Source organism: Parazoarcus sp. PS-13 R2A, assembly GCF_057621855.1.
Genome location: NZ_JBYEXN010000001.1, coordinates 56,204 through 74,370 on the forward strand (window position 1 = coordinate 56,204; position 18,167 = coordinate 74,370).

General features: G+C 64.8%; 19 protein-coding genes. 17 read left to right on the forward strand and 2 right to left on the reverse strand.

The annotated features are described in order from the left end of the window. The first annotated feature begins 47 nt into the window (after positions 1-47). The 15 genes from AC22G6_RS00260 to AC22G6_RS00330 all read left to right on the forward strand — a co-directional run bounded on the left by AC22G6_RS00260 (position 48) and on the right by AC22G6_RS00330 (position 14,081). A complete protein-coding gene (locus AC22G6_RS00260) occupies positions 48-1,229 on the forward strand; it encodes an isovaleryl-CoA dehydrogenase (RefSeq protein WP_487365116.1) in 1,182 nt (393 codons plus the stop codon). A 304-nt stretch (positions 1,230-1,533) separates the two neighbouring features. Next, entirely contained in the window at positions 1,534-2,595 is a 1,062-nt protein-coding gene (locus tag AC22G6_RS00265) for a WD40/YVTN/BNR-like repeat-containing protein (protein ID WP_487365117.1), read from the forward strand. Further along, positions 2,592-2,849 carry a MoaD/ThiS family protein gene (locus AC22G6_RS00270; RefSeq protein WP_487365118.1) on the forward strand — a complete coding sequence of 86 codons (258 nt, stop codon included), beginning with the start codon at positions 2,592-2,594 and terminating at the stop codon, positions 2,847-2,849. The genes AC22G6_RS00265 and AC22G6_RS00270 overlap by 4 nt, the downstream gene beginning before the upstream one ends. Positions 2,850-3,234: 385 nt before the next feature. Continuing rightward, the gene (locus AC22G6_RS00275; protein WP_487365119.1) at positions 3,235-4,842 is read left to right on the forward strand and encodes a carboxyl transferase domain-containing protein; all 1,608 of its coding nucleotides are present in this window, start codon (positions 3,235-3,237) and stop codon (positions 4,840-4,842) included. 48 nt (positions 4,843-4,890) lie between these two features. After that, positions 4,891-5,679, forward strand: coding sequence for an enoyl-CoA hydratase/isomerase family protein (locus AC22G6_RS00280; protein ID WP_487365120.1), 789 nt, complete (start codon positions 4,891-4,893; stop codon positions 5,677-5,679). 130 nt (positions 5,680-5,809) lie between these two features. Then, a complete protein-coding gene (locus AC22G6_RS00285; protein ID WP_487365121.1) occupies positions 5,810-7,816 on the forward strand; it encodes an acetyl/propionyl/methylcrotonyl-CoA carboxylase subunit alpha in 2,007 nt (668 codons plus the stop codon). Between the two features lie 64 nt (positions 7,817-7,880). Beyond that, complete coding sequence (locus AC22G6_RS00290; protein ID WP_487365122.1) at positions 7,881-9,569, forward strand: AMP-binding protein; 1,689 nt, start codon at positions 7,881-7,883, stop codon at positions 9,567-9,569. Between the two features lie 36 nt (positions 9,570-9,605). Next, positions 9,606-10,541, forward strand: a complete 936-nt coding sequence (locus AC22G6_RS00295; protein ID WP_487365123.1) for a hydroxymethylglutaryl-CoA lyase — start codon at positions 9,606-9,608, stop codon at positions 10,539-10,541. Positions 10,542-10,553: 12 nt separating this feature from the next. Further along, complete coding sequence (locus AC22G6_RS00300; RefSeq protein ID WP_487365124.1) at positions 10,554-10,760, forward strand: DUF1289 domain-containing protein; 207 nt, start codon at positions 10,554-10,556, stop codon at positions 10,758-10,760. Continuing rightward, positions 10,757-10,948, forward strand: coding sequence for a DUF1289 domain-containing protein (locus AC22G6_RS00305; protein ID WP_487365125.1), 192 nt, complete (start codon positions 10,757-10,759; stop codon positions 10,946-10,948). The genes AC22G6_RS00300 and AC22G6_RS00305 overlap by 4 nt, the downstream gene beginning before the upstream one ends. Then, complete coding sequence (locus AC22G6_RS00310) at positions 10,945-11,865, forward strand: MBL fold metallo-hydrolase (RefSeq protein WP_487365126.1); 921 nt, start codon at positions 10,945-10,947, stop codon at positions 11,863-11,865. The genes AC22G6_RS00305 and AC22G6_RS00310 overlap by 4 nt, the downstream gene beginning before the upstream one ends. Positions 11,866-12,037: 172 nt before the next feature. Then, positions 12,038-12,910 (forward strand): RNase adapter RapZ, encoded by an 873-nt coding sequence (rapZ, locus tag AC22G6_RS00315; RefSeq protein ID WP_487365127.1) that lies wholly within the window; start codon positions 12,038-12,040, stop codon positions 12,908-12,910. Further along, the gene (locus tag AC22G6_RS00320; protein WP_487365388.1) at positions 12,910-13,296 is read left to right on the forward strand and encodes a NusG domain II-containing protein; all 387 of its coding nucleotides are present in this window, start codon (positions 12,910-12,912) and stop codon (positions 13,294-13,296) included. The genes rapZ and AC22G6_RS00320 overlap by 1 nt, the downstream gene beginning before the upstream one ends. Further along, positions 13,277-13,825 carry a Gx transporter family protein gene (locus AC22G6_RS00325; RefSeq protein WP_199917150.1) on the forward strand — a complete coding sequence of 183 codons (549 nt, stop codon included), beginning with the start codon at positions 13,277-13,279 and terminating at the stop codon, positions 13,823-13,825. The genes AC22G6_RS00320 and AC22G6_RS00325 overlap by 20 nt, the downstream gene beginning before the upstream one ends. Positions 13,826-13,877: 52 nt before the next feature. Then, the gene (locus tag AC22G6_RS00330) at positions 13,878-14,081 is read left to right on the forward strand and encodes a hypothetical protein (protein WP_487365128.1); all 204 of its coding nucleotides are present in this window, start codon (positions 13,878-13,880) and stop codon (positions 14,079-14,081) included. On the opposite strand, the gene AC22G6_RS00335 is transcribed toward AC22G6_RS00330, so the two are convergent. After that, positions 14,069-14,950 carry a dienelactone hydrolase family protein gene (locus AC22G6_RS00335; RefSeq protein WP_487365129.1) on the reverse strand — a complete coding sequence of 294 codons (882 nt, stop codon included), beginning with the start codon at positions 14,948-14,950 and terminating at the stop codon, positions 14,069-14,071. The genes AC22G6_RS00330 and AC22G6_RS00335 overlap by 13 nt on opposite strands. Before the next feature lie 246 nt (positions 14,951-15,196). On the opposite strand from AC22G6_RS00335, the gene AC22G6_RS00340 reads away from it, so the two are divergent. Then, a complete protein-coding gene (locus AC22G6_RS00340) occupies positions 15,197-16,096 on the forward strand; it encodes an LOG family protein (protein WP_487365130.1) in 900 nt (299 codons plus the stop codon). 53 nt (positions 16,097-16,149) lie between these two features. On the opposite strand, the gene AC22G6_RS00345 is transcribed toward AC22G6_RS00340, so the two are convergent. After that, positions 16,150-16,668, reverse strand: coding sequence for an N-acetyltransferase family protein (locus AC22G6_RS00345; protein ID WP_487365131.1), 519 nt, complete (start codon positions 16,666-16,668; stop codon positions 16,150-16,152). Positions 16,669-16,897: 229 nt separating this feature from the next. Here AC22G6_RS00345 and AC22G6_RS00350 point away from each other — a divergent pair, with 229 nt between their 5' ends. Continuing rightward, on the forward strand, positions 16,898-18,136 hold the full coding sequence (locus AC22G6_RS00350) for an Eco57I restriction-modification methylase domain-containing protein (RefSeq protein ID WP_487365132.1): 1,239 nt from the start codon (positions 16,898-16,900) through the stop codon (positions 18,134-18,136). Positions 18,137-18,167: the final 31 nt, after the last annotated feature.

The following is an 18,167-nucleotide window of genomic DNA, read 5'->3' on the forward strand; positions in this document are numbered from 1 at the left end:
GCGCGAGCTGCCACCAGACTGCGAATAAACGGAGAAGGAGACAAACCATGCATATTCCGAGCCTCGACTTCAATCTCGGCGAAACCATCGAAGCCCTGCGTGACACCTTGCGCGATTTCTGTGCGGCCGAGATTGCGCCGCGTGCGGCCGAGATCGACCGTGTGAACGAGTTCCCCGCCGATCTGTGGAAGAAGCTGGGCGATCTCGGCGTGCATGGCATGACGGTCAGCGAGGAGTACGGCGGCACCGACATGGGCTACCTGGCCCACATCATCGCCATGGAAGAGATCTCCCGCGCGTCGGCTTCGGTCGGCCTGTCCTACGGCGCGCACTCCAATCTGTGCATCAACCAGATCCGCCGCAACGGCACCGAGGCGCAGCGGCAGAAGTACCTGCCCAGGCTGATCTCGGGCGATCACGTCGGCGCGCTGGCGATGTCCGAGCCCAATGCCGGCTCCGACGTGGTGAGCATGAAGCTGCGTGCCGATCGCAAGGGCGACCATTTCGTGCTCAACGGCAGCAAGATGTGGATCACCAACGGCGGCGATGCCGACACCCTGGTGGTGTATGCCAAGACCGACATCAACGCCGGCCCGAAAGGCATTACCGCCTTCATCATCGAGAAGGGCATGAAGGGTTTCACGCATGGCACCCACCTCGACAAGCTCGGCATGCGCGGCTCCAACACCTTCCCGCTGTTCTTCGATGATGTCGAAGTCCCGCTCGAGAACGTGCTCGGCGGCGAGGCCAACATCGGCCGCGGCGTCAACGTGCTGATGTCCGGTCTCGACTACGAGCGCGCCGTGCTGTCGGGCGGCCCGCTCGGCATCATGGCGGCGTGCATGGATGCAGTCGTGCCCTACCTGCACGAGCGCAAGCAGTTCGACACTCCGATCGGCGAGTTCCAGCTCATGCAGGGCAAGGTCGCCGATCTCTATTCCACCTGGAGTGCCTGCCGCGCCTACGCCTATGCCGTCGGTCAGGCCTGCGACCGCACCGACCACGCGCGCACCCTGCGCAAGGACGCCGCCGGCGTAATCCTCTACACCGCCGAGAAGGCGACGTGGATGGCGGGCGAGGCGATCCAGACCCTGGGCGGCGTGGGCTACACCAATGAATACGCCGTCGGCCGCCTGTGGCGCGACGCCAAACTGTACGAGATCGGTGCCGGCACCAGCGAAATCCGCCGCATGCTGATCGGTCGCGAACTGTTCAGCGAAACACGCTGAGGCGTGCCCGATTGCAACGGGGGCCGGACGGTGGCGGGGTGACGCTTCCAGCGTCTGGTCCTTCAGCAATCCGCTCCCGGCCATTGCCGTGCCGGCCTCCTGCTTCCTCATGGTGTCGACTATTCTGAATCAAGCTGTCCACCATGCTTGCCCCCGTGTCAGATCCTCGCGGGGGCTCGCCGAATAGGAGCGCATCATGTCAGCCCAGTCTGCTCAGCCTGAAGATTTGCCTCTGGTCATTCTTGTTGCGACGCGCAAGGGAGCATGGCTTCTTCATGGGGATGCCGGGCGCAGCAGATGGCGTGTGGACGGACCGCATTTCCTGGGTCACATCGTCAGTCACCTGGTGCTCGATCCGCGAGACGGGCGAACGCTGCTTGCCGCCACTGCGACGGGCCATCTGGGGCCGACCCTCTTCCGATCCACCGATCTTGGCGCAAACTGGACCGAGGCGACGCGCCCGCCGGCCTTCGCCAGCAGCCCGGATGGCAAGGGCCGTGCCGTTGGGCACACCTTCTGGCTCAGTCCTGCCCACCCGTCCGAACCCGCTTGCTGGTATGCCGGTACCTCGCCGCAAGGGCTGTTCCGCTCCGAGGATGGAGGCGATACGTGGGCGCCGTTTTCGATCATCAACGACAACCCTGATTATCTGCGCTGGATGGGCACTGTGCAGGACGGCACCCCTGACGGTCCGAAGCTGCATTCGATCATTGTCGATCCGCGCGATCCACGTCATCTTTACTTTGCCATGTCAGGCGGCGGCGTACATGAATCGTGCGATGGTGGCAGCAGCTTCACCCCGCTGCTCGGGGGGCTGGAGGTGGTCGAAGGCTTCGATGTCGCTGATCCGACCTTTCATGATCCGCACTGTGTGCGCCTCTCTCCTGCGAATCCGGACCGCCTGTACCAGCAGAACCACTGCGGCATCTACCGCCTGGATCGTCCGGGTGACACCTGGGTGCGTATTGGCCGCGCCATGCCGTCAGAAGTCGGCGATATCGGCTTTCCAATGGTGGTGCATCCTCGTGACCCGGACTGTGCATGGGTGTTTCCAATGGATGGCGGTACGGTGTGGCCGCGCACCAGTCCGAACGGACAGCCCGCCGTCTACGGCACCCGCGATGGTGGTGACAGCTGGCAGCGCCTTGATGACGGCTTGCCTGGCGAACAGGCGTGGTGGACGGTGAAGCGCCAGGGCATGACGGCAGATGGGTGCGATCCGGTCGGGTTGTACTTCGGCACGACCAGCGGCGAGTTGTGGATGAGTGCCGACGAAGGTCGTGCGTGGCGCTGCATCGCCGGCCACCTGCCCGAGATCTACGCGCTCGAGGTGGCCACCCCCGGCGTTGGGGGCGCCGGGCGATGAATGTACTCATTCCCACGCCGCTGCGGGACTACACCGGGGAGCGTCAGGTTGTGGCGCACGGGGCGACCTTGCGCGACGTGCTGACCGAGCTTGACCTCCATTTTCCCGGTATCCGCTTTCGGATGATTGACGAGCAGGGCAGGATGCGCGCTCACATGCGCTTCTTCGTCAATGGCCGCGCGGTGCACGACCTCGGCGTGGCGCTCGCGGATACCGACGAGCTTGCAATCGTGCAGGCACTGAGCGGCGGCTGAGCCCTGTTCGGGCCCGTACTGGTGCCGCGTGTCGGGGAGTGTCGCCAGAAGCGGGAAAATTTCGCCCTGTGCTGCACAATCCATTCCCATGACACAGTCTGGGACGCACGGGCGAACTGGCGTATTCCTGCATGCAGCCTGGCTTTGGGCGTACTGGCGGGAGCTCGGTGGTCGGCAGTCATGCCCGCAGAACCTGTTTCAGGATGGCACGAAATGCGACCATGTTGGCACTCGTGGCTCAGCTTCAGGCATTAGGCTTTCGCAATGAGCCCGCTGGCGGGACCGAAGGGTGAGAGCATGACGTGTGCGACAAACTCAAGGTCACGGCGCCGACAGCATTTTCTGCATACGTGCTGCGCCGGACAATAAACGAGGACGAGGAGACATGAGCATCATCAAATCTGCAATCAACACCCGCAGCGAAGAGTTTCAGGCTAACGCCAAGTCGCTGCGCGGCATGGTGGACGACTTGCGCGCGAAAGCCGCCGAGGTCAGCCTCGGCGGCGGCGAGTCGGCGCGGGCCAAGCACACCGCGCGCGGCAAGTTGCTGCCGCGCGACCGGGTGGGGCATCTGCTCGATCCGGGCACGCCCTTCCTCGAAGTCGGCCAGATGGCGGCCTTCGGCATGTACGACAATGATGCGCCCTCGGCCGGTGTCATTACCGGCATCGGCCGCGTGCAGGGTGTGGAATGCATGATTGTGGCCAACGACGCCACGGTGAAGGGCGGCACCTACTATCCGATGACGGTCAAGAAGCACCTGCGGGCGCAGGAGATCGCCGAGCAGAACAATCTGCCCTGCGTCTATCTGGTCGATTCCGGTGGCGCCTTCCTGCCCAAGCAGGACGAAGTGTTTCCGGATCGCGACCACTTCGGCCGCATCTTCTACAACCAGGCCAACATGTCGGCCAAGGGCATTCCGCAGATCGCGGTGGTGATGGGCTCATGTACTGCCGGTGGCGCCTATGTGCCGGCGATGTCGGACGAGACCATCATCGTCAAGAACCAGGGCACCATCTTCCTCGGCGGCCCGCCGCTGGTGAAGGCAGCCACCGGTGAAGTGGTGACGGCGGAAGACCTCGGCGGCGGCGATGTGCACACCCGCCTGTCGGGCGTGGCCGACCACCTCGCCGAAAACGACGCCCATGCGCTCTATCTGGCGCGCCGCATCGTCTCCAACCTGAATCGGGTCAAGCCGATGGGCATGGCGCTCGGTGGTGGCGAAGAGCCCGCCTACGATCCGTCGGAGATCTACGGCATCATCCCCAGCGACACCCGCAAGCCTTTCGATGTGCGCGAGATCATCGCCCGCGTGGTCGACGGTTCGCGCTTCGACGAGTTCAAGGCGCGCTACGGCACCACGCTGGTGTGCGGCTTCGCCCAGCTTTACGGCTACCCGGTGGGCATCGTTGCCAACAACGGCATCCTGTTCGGCGAATCGGCGCAGAAGGGCGCGCACTTCATCGAGCTGTGCGGCCAGCGCGGCATCCCGCTGCTTTTCCTGCAGAACATCACCGGCTTCATGGTGGGGCGCAAGTACGAGAACGCCGGTATCGCCAAGGACGGCGCCAAGATGGTGACCGCGGTCGCCACTGTGCAGGTGCCCAAGATCACCACGCTGATCGGCGGCTCCTTCGGCGCCGGCAACTACGGCATGTGCGGCCGTGCCTACTCCCCGCGTTTCCTGTGGATGTGGCCCAACAGCCGCATTTCGGTGATGGGCGGCGAACAGGCGGCCAGCGTGCTCGCCACCGTGCGTCGTGACGGGATCGAGGCCAAGGGCGGAGCGTGGAGCAAGGACGAAGAAGAGGCTTTCAAATCGCCGATCCGCGATCAGTACGAAGCCCAGGGCCATCCCTACTTCGCCACCGCCCGCATGTGGGACGACGGCGTGATCGATCCGGCCCAGACCCGGCGCACGCTCGGCCTGTCGCTTTCCGCCGCGCTCAATGCACCGATCGCGCCGACCAAGTTCGGTGTGTTCCGGATGTAATCCGGCCGCGGATCCTGATTGCAGCGCCCCCCGAGGCGAGGAGACACGATGTACGAAACACTTGAAATCGAATTGAACAATGGCGTGGCGACGGTGTGGATGAACCGCCCCGATGTGCACAACGCCTTCAACGCGCAACTGATTGCCGACATCACCGCCGCCTGCCGTCAGCTCGACGCCGACGACAGCGTGCGCGTGGTGGTGCTGGGCGGCCGCGGCAAGAGCTTTTCTGCCGGGGCCGACCTCAACTGGATGAAGGCTGCGGCCAACGCCAGCGTGGAAGAGAATCTCGCCGACGGGCGTCGTCTGGCCGGCATGCTGCGCACGCTGGCGGAAATGAACAAGCCGACCATCGCCCGCGTGCATGGCGCCGCGCTGGGTGGCGGCATGGGACTGGCGTCGGCCTGCGACATCTGCGTGGCAGCGGAAAAGGCGGTGTTCGCCACCTCCGAGGTCAAGTTCGGGATCATCCCGTCGGCGATCAGCCCCTATGTGCTGCGCGCCATCGGCGAACGCCAGGCTTACCGCTACTTTCAGACCGCCGAGCGCATCAGCGCGGAGCGCGCCGGTGAGCTGGGTCTGGCCCACGAAGTGGTTGCCAGCGAAGAGCTCGACGCCCGCGTCGCCGAGATCGTCGCCGCACTGCTGCAGGGCGGCCCCAGTGCTCAGGCAGCGGCAAAGGACCTGATCCGTGCAGTGGCCAACCGGCCCGTCAGCGACGAGGTGGTGGAAGACACCGCCCGTCGCATCTCCAGTCTGCGTGCCACGCCCGAGGCAAAGGAAGGGCTGGATGCCTTCCTTTCCAAGCGTTTGGCGAGCTGGGTACCGAAGGCATAAGGGAGCGAGACCATGTTTGAAAAGATTCTGATCGCAAACCGCGGTGACCAGGCGCACAGCGCCGCAGCGACGAAGTCACATTGCCTTGCATGCGCAGCATGCTCAGGCGGTTTCACCGCGGAGGCACACCATGTTTGAAAAGATACTGATCGCGAACCGCGGTGAAATCGCTTGCCGCGTGATCAAGACCGCACGTCGCATGGGCATCAGGACGGTGGCGGTGTATTCCGAGGCCGACGCGAACGCGCGCCATGTACGCATGGCTGACGAGGCGGTGCTGATTGGCCCGCCGGCCGTCAAGGAAAGCTATCTGGTGATCGACAAGATCATCGCCGCAGCGAAGCAGACCGGCGCCCAGGCCATTCACCCCGGCTACGGTTTCCTGTCCGAGAACGAGGCCTTCTGCCACGCCTGCGACGAGGCCGGCATCGTCTTCATCGGACCGCCGGTCGAGGCGATTCACGCCATGGGCTCGAAGTCCGAAGCCAAGAAGATCATGGGCGCAGCCGGCGTGCCGCTGACCCCGGGCTACCACGGTGACGAGCAGGACCCGGCCCACCTGCACCAGCAGGCCAACGACATCGGCTATCCGGTGCTGATCAAGGCCGCAGCCGGCGGTGGTGGCAAGGGCATGCGCCTGGTCGAGCGCTCGGAAGACTTCATCGATTTGCTGGCCTCGTGCAAGCGTGAAGCCATCTCCAGCTTCGGTGACGACCATGTGCTGGTCGAGAAGTACATCACCCGTCCGCGCCATATCGAAATCCAGGTGTTTGGCGACAGCCACGGCAACTGCGTGTACCTGTTCGAGCGCGACTGCTCGGTGCAGCGTCGTCACCAGAAAGTGCTCGAGGAAGCGCCGGCGCCGGGCATGACGCCCGAGCGTCGGGCTGCGATGGGCAAGGCTGCGGTCGATGCGGCCAAGGCGGTGGGCTATGTCGGCGCCGGTACGGTGGAGTTCATCGCCAACCAGGACGGCAGCTTCTACTTCATGGAAATGAACACCCGGCTGCAGGTCGAGCATCCGGTGACCGAGATGATCACCGGCCTCGATCTGGTCGAGTGGCAGCTGCGCGTGGCCTCTGGTGAAAAGCTGCCGCTGGCCCAGGAGCAGCTGCAGATCCGCGGTCATGCGCTCGAAGCGCGCATCTACGCCGAAGACCCGGACAAGGGCTTCCTGCCCTCGACCGGCAAGCTGGTGCATCTGGCGCCGCCGGCCGAGGGCCTGCATGTGCGGGTCGACACCGGCGTGGAAGAGGGCGACGAGATCAGCCCGCACTACGATCCGATGATCGCTAAGCTCATCGTGTGGGACGTCAACCGCGACCGCGCGCTGGCGCGCATGCTGCAGGCGCTGGCCGATTACCGTGTGGTCGGGGTGTCGAACAACATCGAGTTTCTGTCGCGCCTCACCGCCTGCCCGGCGTTCTCAACCGCCGATCTGGATACCGGTCTGATCGAACGCGAGAAGAGCTACCTCTTCCCCGAGGGCGAAGTGGTCCCCGACGAGGTGTTCCAGGTCGCCGCGCTGGCCGAGTTGCTGCGCGAAACCGAGCGTGCGGCCAAGACTGCGGTGCGCGACCCCGACCCGCGCTCGCCCTGGCATGCGCGCGATGGCTGGCGCGTCAACGCCACTGCCCAGCGCGCGCTGATGTTCCGCCACGGCGAGGCCGAGCACAGCGTCAACGTGTCCTATCTGCCTGGCGCCTATCGTCTGGAGTGCAATGGTCGCAGTGTGGTTGCGCGTGGCGAACTCAATCCGCGCGGTCTGCTGCGGGTCGATCTCGACGGCATGAGGCTGGATGCCACCGTGATCGCGGCGGCCGGTCGTCGCCACGTCTTCGTTCAGGGCCGTGCCTGGCAACTGGCAGCCATTGATCCGCTGCATCACAGCGGCGAGGGCGGCGGCTCGGAAGGTGGTCTGCTGGCGCCGATGCCGGGCAAGGTGATTGCACTGGTGGCCGCCGAAGGTGCCAAGGTGGAGAAGGGCGCGCCGCTGCTGATTCTGGAGGCAATGAAGATGGAGCACACCATCAACGCGCCGGCCGCCGGCACGGTAAAAGCCTTCCGCTTTGCGGTGGGTGATCAGGTCGGTGACGGTGCCGAACTGGTCGAGTTCGAAGTCGCTGCGGCGGCGTGATCTGCACAACGACGGGCTCGCTGCCCGTCGTGAAGATTACCGGGTGAGAGGAGACAGTTCCGAAATGAGCAATGTCAGCTATGTACATGGAGCCTCGGAGAAGGCACTGATCGGCCAGACCATCGGTCGTTTTTTTGACGAGGCCTGCGCGCGTCACGCCGAGCGCGATGCGCTGGTGGTGTGCCACCAAGGCGTGCGGCTGAGCTATGCCGGGCTGAAGCAGAAGGTGGATGCGCTGGCCTGCGGCCTGATGCGTCTGGGCTTGCAGCCGGGCGAGCGTATCGGCATCTGGTCGCAGAACAATCTCGAGTGGGCGCTGATCCAGTTTGCCAGCGCCAAGGCGGGGCTGGTGCTGGTCAACATCAACCCGGCCTACAGGCTGTCGGAACTCGAGTACGCGCTCAACAAGGTCGACTGTCGGGCGCTGGTGGTGTCGCCGGCGTTCAAGAGCAGCAACTACCTGGGCATGCTGGCTGAGCTGGCGCCTGAGCTGGGACATTGCGAACCCGGCCTGCTGCGCAGCCATGTGCTGCCGAAGCTCGAGTTCGTGATTCGCATGGGCGGCGAGCGCAGCCCCGGCATGCTCAATTTCGACGACCTGCTGAAGCCGCCGTCGCGCGAGGAGCTGACCGCGCTGGCCCTGCTGAGCGAGCAGCTGCAGTTCGACGATCCGATCAATATCCAGTTCACCTCGGGTACGACCGGTCACCCCAAGGGCGCGACGCTGTCGCACCACAACATCCTCAACAACGGCTATTTCGTGGGCGAGGCAATCGGGCTCACCGCAGGCGACCGGCTGTGCATCCCGGTACCGCTCTACCATTGCTTCGGCATGGTGATGGGCAATCTCGGCTGTCTCACGCATGGCGCAACGATGGTGTATCCGGCCGAGGCTTTCGAGCCGCTGGCGGTGCTCGAGGCCGTCTCGACCGAGTCGTGCGCCGGTCTGTATGGCGTGCCGACGATGTTCATCGCGATGCTCGACCACCCGCGCTTTGCCGAGTTCGACGTGTCGTCGCTGCGCACCGGCATCATGGCGGGCAGCCCGTGTCCGACCGAAGTCATGAAGCGCGTGGTCGACAAGATGAACATGCGCGAGGTCACCATCGCCTACGGCATGACCGAAACCTCGCCGGTGAGCTTTCAGAGCGGCACCGACGATCCGCTCGACCGCCGCGTCTCCACCGTGGGTCGCATCCAGCCGCATTGCGAGGTCAAGATCGTCGACAACGAAGGCCGTATCGTGCCGCGCGGCACGCCGGGCGAGCTGTGCACCCGGGGCTATTCGGTGATGCTCGGTTACTGGGGCGACGAGAAGAAGACCGCCGAGGCCATCGATGCTGCAGGCTGGATGCACACCGGCGACCTCGCCACCCTCGACGAAGAGGGCTATTGCAAGATCGTCGGCCGCATCAAGGACATGGTCATCCGTGGCGGCGAGAACATCTATCCGCGCGAGATCGAGGAGTTCCTCTACCGCCACCCCAAGGTGCTCGACGTGCAGGTGGTGGGCGTGCCGGACGAAAAGTACGGCGAGGAACTGTGTGCCTGGATCATCCTGCGCGAAGAGGGTTCGCTCAGCGAGGCCGATGTGCGCGCTTTCTGTCAGGGGCAGATTGCCCACTACAAGGTGCCGCGTTACATCCGTTTCGTCGACAGCTTCCCGATGACCGTGACCGGCAAGATCCAGAAGTTTCTGATCCGGCAGCAGATGAAGACCGAGCTCGGTCTGGAAGAGGCCAGCACGGCCTGAGTCACGCGTCACCGCCCACTCCACGGAGCAACATCAATGTCGATTTCCCTGCCGCAGCACGTCCGTATCGTTGAAGTCGGTCCGCGCGACGGACTGCAGAACGAGAAGCAGGTCGTGCCTGCCGACACCAAGCTCGAACTCATTCGCCGTCTCGCGGAGGCCGGGCTGAAGGCCATCGAGGCGACATCGTTCGTCTCCCCCAAGTGGGTGCCGCAGATGGGCGACAACACCGAGGTGCTGACGCGGGTGCTGGCTGCTGCCGCGCCCGGCGTCGACTACCCGGTGCTGACCCCCAACCTGAAGGGCTTCGAGGCGGCGCTCGCTGCCGGGGCGAAAGAGGTCGCCGTGTTCGGCGCAGCGTCCGAGTCCTTCAGCCAGAAGAACATCAACTGCTCGATCGCCGAATCGCTGGCGCGCTTCCGTCCGGTGACCGAAGCGGCGCAGGCCGCCGGCGTGAAGGTGCGGGGCTATGTGTCCTGTGTGGTCGGCTGCCCCTACGAGGGCGAGATCGCACCACAGAAGGTGGCCGAGGTTGCAGAGACCCTGGTTTCGATGGGGTGTTATGAAGTCTCGCTCGGCGATACCATCGGCAGTGGCAATCCGGTCACGGTGCAGCGCATGCTCGACGCAGTGATGCGGCGGGTTCCGGTGACGCAGCTTGCAGGGCATTATCACGACACCTACGGCATGGCAGTGGCCAACATCTTTGCTTCCCTGCAGATGGGGGTGGCGGTGTTCGACGCGTCGGTCGGCGGTCTCGGAGGATGTCCGTATGCGGCAGGCGCGTCGGGGAACGTTGCCACGGAAGACGTGGTCTGGTTGCTGAAGGGCATGGGCATCGATACCGGCATCGACTTTGATGCGCTGGTCGATACCGCTGCCTGGATCAGCGCCGAACTCGGACGTGCGCCAGCCTCGCGGGTCGCCCGCGCCGTGATGGCGAAACGTGCGCAGGCGGCACAGGCAAACTGAATCGGAACTTTCATGAGCGTTGCATCACCCTGCATCAATATCTGCCACATGAGCCCGGACACCGGATGGTGCGAGGGCTGTCAGCGCAGCATCGACGAGATTACGCGCTGGAGCCGGGCAACGGACACCGAGCGGCGCCAGATTCTGGTCGCCGTGGCTGACCGGCGCGAGCTGCTCGGCCTCGCGCCCCTGGTGCAGCCTGAAGGAGCGGGCGCATGACGGACGATGACGAATGCGTCGGCGTGTGCATGATCGATTACGACGAGGGCATCTGCATAGGCTGCGGGCGCACGGTCGATGAAATCAACGGTGTGCCCATTCCGCCTCCGCCGGCGGATCTGAAACCCGCCGCACCCGCGCCCCTGCCGGCCAATGTCGCCGCACAGGTGGGCGAGGGCAGCGATTGAGCGCAGCACTGCATTTTCCGGCCAGCCTGCAGGTTTTCGAGCGCGGCTGGCTGTCAGCCAACAACATCCTGCTTGCCGATGGCGATGAGGCCACGCTGATCGACTCGGGCTACTTTAGCCATGCGGGGCAGACCGTCGAGCTCGTGCGCCGGGGGCTGGACGGGCGGAAGCTGCGCCGTCTGATCAACACCCATTCGCACTCCGATCACATCGGTGGCAATGCCGCGGTACAGCGCAGCTTTGGCTGCTCGATCACGATTCCGGCGGGCATGGCCGATGCGGTTGCCAACTGGGACGAAGATGCGCTGCTGCTGCGCACGGCCGCACAGAAAGGCGAGCGTTTTGCCGCCACCGGGCTGCTGGAAGCGGGCGACCGCTTTGTCGCCGGCGAGCTCGAATGGCAGGCAATCGCCGTACCGGGTCACGACATGGATGCGCTCGCCTACTACAACGCCGAGCGCCGCATCCTGATCTCGGGTGATGCACTGTGGCGCGACGGATTCGGCATCCTGTTTGCCGAAGTGCTGGGCACCGGTGACGGCCTCGGCGAAGCGCGGCGTACGCTGGAGTCCATTGGCCGCCTCGCGGTGGATGCGGTGATACCCGGGCACGGTGCGCCTTTTTCCGATTTCGACGAGGCGCTCGAACGCGCTTTCGCCCGGCTGCGTGCGTTCGAGGACGATGGCGCACGCATGGCGCGCAACGCGATCCGGGCCTGCGTGACCTTTGCCCTGCTCGATGCGCGGCGCATGTCCCTCGATGTGCTGCCGCAGTATCTTGCCGAAACCCCCCTGTACCGGGAGGCCAATGCGCGATTTCTCGGTCTCGGCGCGGATGCGCTTGCCGCCTGGCTGATCTCGGAACTCGAGCGCGCCGGCGTGGCGCACCGCGAGGGGAAAGACCTGGTGGCCAGCTGAGACCACGCCCCGCCGCATTCTTGCGGCGGCTGCGCGCGGGCATACAATGTCGGCGCGCGCCCGCTCACGGATAGAAAGCGTGGTCTTGCTGTCTCAATCATCGCCAGCCGGGCTTAAAGTTTTCGCAGCGTGCATCCGCTATAGTGATTCATCGTCAACTCAGATTCCTGTCATGCAGATTGTGCTGATCAGTGGCCTTTCAGGCTCGGGCAAGAGCATTGCGCTCAACGTGCTCGAAGATGCGGGCTATTTCGTCGTCGATAACCTGCCGGCAACGCTGTTGCCGCAGCTGGTGGCGACCCTGCGTGGCAGCGGCTACCAGCGCGTGGCGGTGGCGGTGGATGTGCGCTCGGGTGGCAGCATCGCTGCACTGCCGCAGCAGCTTCAGGCGGTGCGCGGCATCGTGCGCGACGTGCGCTTCGTCTTTCTGGAAGCGCGTGATGACACCCTGATTGCCCGTTTTTCCGAAACGCGGCGTCGCCATCCGCTGGCCGAAGGCGGGGTGTCGCTGGGTGAGGCCATCCACCAGGAACGCGATGCCCTTGCCCAGATCGCGGAGCTGGGACACCGTATCGACACCAGCGACATGCACGCCAACACGCTGCGCACGTGGATCAAGGATTTCATCAATGTCGAAGCGGAATCGGGCATGACGCTGATGTTCCAGTCCTTCGGCTTCAAGTACGGCATTCCGATGGATGCCGATCTGGTGTTCGATGTGCGCTGCCTGCCCAACCCGCACTACGACCCGATGCTGAGGCCGCTCACCGGGCGCGACAAGCCGGTGATCGACTTCCTCGAAAAGGTCCCCGAGGTCGGGCGCATGGCCGAGGACATCCGGCGCTTTGTCGCCAACTGGCTGCCGAGCTATCTGCGTGACAACCGCAGCTATCTCACTGTCGCCGTCGGCTGTACCGGCGGCCAGCATCGCTCGGTCTATATCGCCGAATGGCTGGCGCGGCGCTTCAAGGACAGTGCTCAGGTGCTGGTGCGTCATCGCTCCGCCGCGCGGCGCGATGCCGATCGCGCTGCAGCAGGCAAGTGATCCGCCTGGCCGCAGACTGGCGTGCCCTGCTGCGGCCGGGAGACTGGCTGGTCGTGTGCGCCGGGTTTGCGCTGTGTGTGTACTCGGCGCTTGGCTTCTGGACCGGCGGCGCGCCGGACGGCATCATCGTCAGGGCGGCCGGCAAGGTCGTGGCCGAGGCCGACCTGTCGCGTGCGCGCAAGATTGAAGTCGAAGGGCCACTCGGCACCACGCTGATCGAGATCGAACCCGGACGTGCGCGGGTTGCGTCCGACCCCGGTCCGCGCCAGTACTGCGTGCGCCAGGGCTGGCTGAGCCGCGCCGGCGCAGTGGCCATCTGTGCCCCCAACCAGGTCAGCCTGACCCTCACCGGGCGCGGCAGCGACTATGACTCCCTCAACTATTGAACTCGTCCCCACGGTCAAGGACCGTCGCATCGCCCGCCATGCCGCGGCCGCGATCGTGCTTACCGTGGCAGAGGCGGTGATCCCGCTGCCGCTGCCCGGCGTGAAGCCGGGTCTGGCGAACATCGTCACGCTGGTGGTGCTGGCGCGCTGGGGCTGGCGTGAAGCGGTGTGGGTGGCCTTGCTGCGGGTGCTGGCGGGCAGCCTGCTGCTGGGACAGTTTCTGGCACCGGGCTTCTTTCTCAGCCTGTCGGGCGCGCTTGCCAGCCTGCTCGCACTCGGGGTGGCGATGCACTTGCCGCGGCGCTGGTTCGGGCCGGTCAGCCACAGCATTCTGGCTGCCTTCGCCCACATCGGCGCACAACTCGTGGTCGCCCGGATATGGCTGGTGCCGCACGACGGTGTGTTCTACCTGGTGCCGGTGTTCGCGGCTGCCGCGGTGATCTTCGGAACGGTCAATGGCCTCGTGGCCGGGCGACTGCTGCAGGAACTCGACGCGGCAGATGCCGCTACGGAACGCGAGCCCGATTGAGTCGTCCAACCCGCATCCTGACTATGTTCCGAACGGGCGCGGGAGAGACGAGATGCAAAAGGGATTCTGGCGCTGGATAGCCGCACTGGTGGCAGTTGTCTGCGGCCTGGCGTTCGGTCTCTTTGCAGGTGTCGAACTCGTGCGCGCGGGGCAGAATGCCCCGAAGGCCGCCAGCATTGTGCATCAGCGCCATGTACCCCCGCCTGCGATGCGCGGGTACATGGAAAAGGCCGGCGAGCGTAATTACATCATGTAGCGCTTGAACCAGTCCTGCATCCGCTTCCAGCCGTCTGCCGCCTCGGTCGGGCGATAGCTTGGGCGGTAGTCCGCATTGAATGCATGCGGGGCGTCGGGATAGACAACCAGTTCCCCGGGCTTGCCCGCCTTCTTCAGCGCGTCGCGCATCGCGTCGACATCGGCCACGGGGATGCCCTGGTCCTTGCCGCCGTACAGGCCCAGCACCGGTGCGTGCAGGCTGCCGGCAATGTCGATCGGATGCTTGGGCATGAGATCGGAGGGCGCGCCGTCGATGCGTCCGTACCAGGCCACGGCTGCGCGTAGTTTCGGATTGTGCGCGGCATACAGCCAGGTGATGCGGCCACCCCAGCAGAAGCCGGTAATCGCCAGACGTGCAGCGTCGCCGCCGTGCTCGGGCGCCCAGGCTGCGCAGGCGTCGAGATCGCTCATGACCTGTGCGTCGGGGACCTTGGAAACGATGCCTTCGAGGATGGCGCCGACGTTGTCCATCTTGGTCGGATCGCCCTGGCGGAAATACAGTTCGGGTGCGATGGCGAGGTAACCCAGCTTGGCGAGTCGCCGGCACACATCGCGGATGTGTTCATGCACACCGAAAATTTCCTGCACCACCAGCACCGTCGGCAGATTCTTTCCGCCTGCCGGTCGTGCAAAATACAGCGGGAGTTCGCCCGTGGCCGTGTTGACCGTCGCATTGCCGGTATCCAGCCCTGCGCTGTCAGTGTTGATCACGGTGCTGGCCTGCACCGGCTGTACCGCAAGCGCAAAGCCCGCAGCAGTCAGCGTGGTGATGAAGGCGCGGCGGTTGAGCTGTGCCGAAGGCAGCAGGCTGTCGAACTCGGCGGTCTTTGCATTCGTGTCTCGGGACATGCGCATCTCCTGTTGGATTTTGGTGTGGCGTGGACAATGAAAAGCGACTGAATCATGGATGGCGTCGTAATGGATCTGTTGCCACCTAAAGAGTTCCCGCTTGTGTCTGTCATTGAAGATTACCCGTTTTCGCCCGTGTGGGTGCTGCCGGATGCAGGGTGCGGAGCAGTGACGAATCTGCTTGCAATTGGAAATGTTGCAGTGCAACAATAACCGCGCGAGATCCTCGTGCATCGGAGAATCATCATGGACAAGAAGAATCCCCTCAAGGCGCGCAACTTCCCCTCGGCTCAGGACGAGGCGGCCACTGTGCGCCTGCCTTCCCGCTATGCAGGGCCTGGCAGTTCCTACGGCATGGCCTATGCGGATACCGAGTTCCTGTTGCGTGAAGAGTTGCGTCCGGTACGCATGCAGCTCGAGCTGATGAAACCCGAACTGATCCAGCAGGACCAGGGTGTGGAGTCCACCATCGTCATCTTCGGCAGCGCGCGCTTCAAGGCGCGTGAAGAGGCCGAGGCCATGCTGGAGTCCGCGCAGGCTGCCGGGCATCCGGATGCGATCCGCCACGCCGAACGCATGGTGGCCAATGTGCGCTACTACGAGGAGGCGCGACGCTTTGCCGAGCTCGTCACCCGCGATGCCGATGCGCTGGGCGAGCCGGTGATCATCACCACCGGTGGCGGCCCCGGCATCATGGAGGCGGGCAACCGCGGCGCGTACGACGCCGGCGGCCGCAGCATGGGCATGAGCATCCACCTGCCGTTCGAGGAAGATCCCAACCCCTACATCACGCCCGAACTGTGTTTCCAGTTCCACTACTTCGCCATCCGCAAGATGCACTTCCTGATGCGGGCCGTGGCGCTGGTCAGTTTTCCGGGCGGCTTTGGCACCATGGACGAGCTGTTCGAGGTGCTGACACTGGCGCAGACGCGCAAGATCCGCCGTCGTCCGATCGTGCTGTTCGGCCGTGCGTTCTGGGACCGCGTGGTCAATTTCGAGGCCCTGGCGGACGAGGGCGTGATCAGTCACGCCGATCTCGGCCTGATCCACTATGCGGAGACCGCCGAGGAGGCCTGGGACATCATCAAGCGTACCTACCGGGATGATGATCCGGAGCTGACCGCCAGGCAGAACCGCGCAGCCTGATAAAGCGATGCGGGATGTGTGCTTCAGGTGTGCGGTGTCGGTGCCTGAGGCACTCAGCCGTCTACAGGGGTCTCGGGCGTATCGAGCGTGAGCTGGTAGAAGGCGAGATCGAGCCAGCGCCCGAACTTGAAGCCGGCCTGCGGCAGGGTGCCCGCGTGCACGAAGCCGAGCCCGGTGTGAAGGGCAATGCTCGCCGCGTTGCCGGCGTCGATGGCGCCGACCAGCAGGTGGCGCTGGTGCTGGCGCGCGCGCTCGATCAGCGCCTGCAGCAGCGTCCGCCCAACACCGCGACCGCGATAATCGGCGTGCACATACACCGAATGCTCAACCGAGTACTTGAACGCAGGGTAGGCACGAAAGCTGCCATAGCTGGCAAAGCCTGCGAGCCGCCCCTCGTGTTCCAGCCCGATCACCGGAAAGCCGCCCTGGCGCTTGCCGGCAAACCATGCGTCCATGCTCTGTGGCGGGCGCGGGGTGTATTCGTACAATGCGGTCGAATGCAGGATCGCATCGTTGAGCAGATCGAGGATGGCACCGGCGTGGCGTTCGGGGCTGCAGTCGACAAGTTGCATGGTGTGTTGGGTGTGAGCGGTGGGGGGCTTCGACGTGGCGAGACTGTAACCGACGCTCCGCGTCGATGCACCTTTCATGTGCCCGTGAACACAGGGTTTGCATGTGCCGGCGGGCGGGGTTATCGTCGCATCCCTTCTGCGTTTCGACTGCTTCGATGATGAGTGTCCTTCACCGTTCCGCCCGGCCGCCCTGCAAGCGCCCGGCGTCGCCATTGTGGTGGGACTGCGCATGAGCGCCCAACTCGGACTCGGGCTGCGTGATGTGGCTGCAATGGGGCAGATCTTCACCCCGCAGCCGATAGTGCACGCCATGCTCGCGCTCAGGCGCAACAGCGGCCGTGTGCTCGAGCCATCCTGCGGCGACGGTGCGTTTCTGCAGCATCTGCCGGGGGCGGTCGGCATCGAGTTCGATGCCGACTATTGTCCGCCGGGCGCGCTCAACATCGACTTCTTCGCCTATCCGGACAGCGAGCAGTTCGACACCATCATCGGCAACCCGCCCTATGTGCGCTTCCAGGACGTGCCCGAAGCCACACGCAAGCGCCTGACTGCGACCCGCCCGGACGCGCGCTTCGACGGGCGCTCCAATCTCTATCTGTTCTTCATCGAAAAGTGCGTGCGCCATCTGGTGCCGGGGGGCGAGCTGATCTTCATCACGCCGCGCGATTTCCTTAAGGCAACATCCGCGGTGCATCTGAACCGCCTGCTGTACGAGACCGGCTCGATTACCGACGCCATCGAGCTCGGCGATGCGCGGGTGTTCGATGATGCCGTGCCCAACTGCCTGATCTGGCGTTTCGAGAAGGGCTGTCGCGAACGCAGCATGCGTTACCTTGAGCTTGGCACGGGCGACGACATCGGGGCTGCGCTGCGGGCGCCGGCGTGGGAAACCCGGCATTTCGTCGAGGCGGGCGGGCACCTGATGTTCGCGCGTGGGGACTATCCGCTGCGTCTGGCCGATGTGGCCTTCGTCAAGGTCGGGGCGGTGTCGGGCGCCGACGAACTGTTTGCCGATGCACTGCATGGCAGCCGGGACTTCGTCTGTTCGTCCACCGTCAGTACCGGCGAGACCCGGCGCATGATCTGGACCGAGCCCGGCGAGCCGCCGCCGCCGGTGCTCGATGCTCACAAGGCGCGCCTGCTGCAGCGCAAGGTGGCGCGTTTCGATGAGTCCAACTGGTGGATGTGGGGGCGCCTGCACTACCGCAGCGCGCTGCCACGCGTGTATGTGAATGGACGCACCCGGGTGGCAAGGCCCTTCTTCCTTCATCCGTGTACGGATTACGACGGCGCGGTGCTTGCAATCTTTCCGCGCCGCGCCGATGCAGACCTCGAGGCCTTCCGCGACGCGCTGAATGCGGTGGCGTGGGCCGACCTCGGTTTTGTCTGCGACGGTCGCTTCCTGTTCACCCAGCGCAGCCTAGAGCATGCGCCGCTGCCGGCGAACTTCTCTGCCTTCCTGCCCTGAGCGTCCTGCGTTGTCCCTTGCGCGCTCTTTA

What these genes read in the sequence shown, in the direction of transcription:
- AC22G6_RS00260 (WP_487365116.1), top strand. Translation starts at nt 48, where the DNA reads ATGCATATTCCGAGCCTCGACTTCAATCTCGGCGAAACCATCGAAGCC.
- AC22G6_RS00270 (WP_487365118.1), top strand. Translation starts at nt 2,592, where the DNA reads ATGAATGTACTCATTCCCACGCCGCTGCGGGACTACACCGGGGAGCGT.
- AC22G6_RS00275 (WP_487365119.1), top strand. Translation starts at nt 3,235, where the DNA reads ATGAGCATCATCAAATCTGCAATCAACACCCGCAGCGAAGAGTTTCAG.
- AC22G6_RS00280 (WP_487365120.1), top strand. Translation starts at nt 4,891, where the DNA reads ATGTACGAAACACTTGAAATCGAATTGAACAATGGCGTGGCGACGGTG.
- AC22G6_RS00285 (WP_487365121.1), top strand. Translation starts at nt 5,810, where the DNA reads ATGTTTGAAAAGATACTGATCGCGAACCGCGGTGAAATCGCTTGCCGC.
- AC22G6_RS00290 (WP_487365122.1), top strand. Translation starts at nt 7,881, where the DNA reads ATGAGCAATGTCAGCTATGTACATGGAGCCTCGGAGAAGGCACTGATC.
- AC22G6_RS00295 (WP_487365123.1), top strand. Translation starts at nt 9,606, where the DNA reads ATGTCGATTTCCCTGCCGCAGCACGTCCGTATCGTTGAAGTCGGTCCG.
- AC22G6_RS00300 (WP_487365124.1), top strand. Translation starts at nt 10,554, where the DNA reads ATGAGCGTTGCATCACCCTGCATCAATATCTGCCACATGAGCCCGGAC.
- AC22G6_RS00305 (WP_487365125.1), top strand. Translation starts at nt 10,757, where the DNA reads ATGACGGACGATGACGAATGCGTCGGCGTGTGCATGATCGATTACGAC.
- rapZ (WP_487365127.1), top strand. Translation starts at nt 12,038, where the DNA reads ATGCAGATTGTGCTGATCAGTGGCCTTTCAGGCTCGGGCAAGAGCATT.
- AC22G6_RS00325 (WP_199917150.1), top strand. Translation starts at nt 13,277, where the DNA reads ATGACTCCCTCAACTATTGAACTCGTCCCCACGGTCAAGGACCGTCGC.
- AC22G6_RS00330 (WP_487365128.1), top strand. Translation starts at nt 13,878, where the DNA reads ATGCAAAAGGGATTCTGGCGCTGGATAGCCGCACTGGTGGCAGTTGTC.
- AC22G6_RS00335 (WP_487365129.1), bottom strand. Translation starts at nt 14,950, where the DNA reads ATGTCCCGAGACACGAATGCAAAGACCGCCGAGTTCGACAGCCTGCTG.
- AC22G6_RS00340 (WP_487365130.1), top strand. Translation starts at nt 15,197, where the DNA reads ATGGACAAGAAGAATCCCCTCAAGGCGCGCAACTTCCCCTCGGCTCAG.
- AC22G6_RS00345 (WP_487365131.1), bottom strand. Translation starts at nt 16,668, where the DNA reads ATGCAACTTGTCGACTGCAGCCCCGAACGCCACGCCGGTGCCATCCTC.
- AC22G6_RS00350 (WP_487365132.1), top strand. Translation starts at nt 16,898, where the DNA reads ATGAGCGCCCAACTCGGACTCGGGCTGCGTGATGTGGCTGCAATGGGG.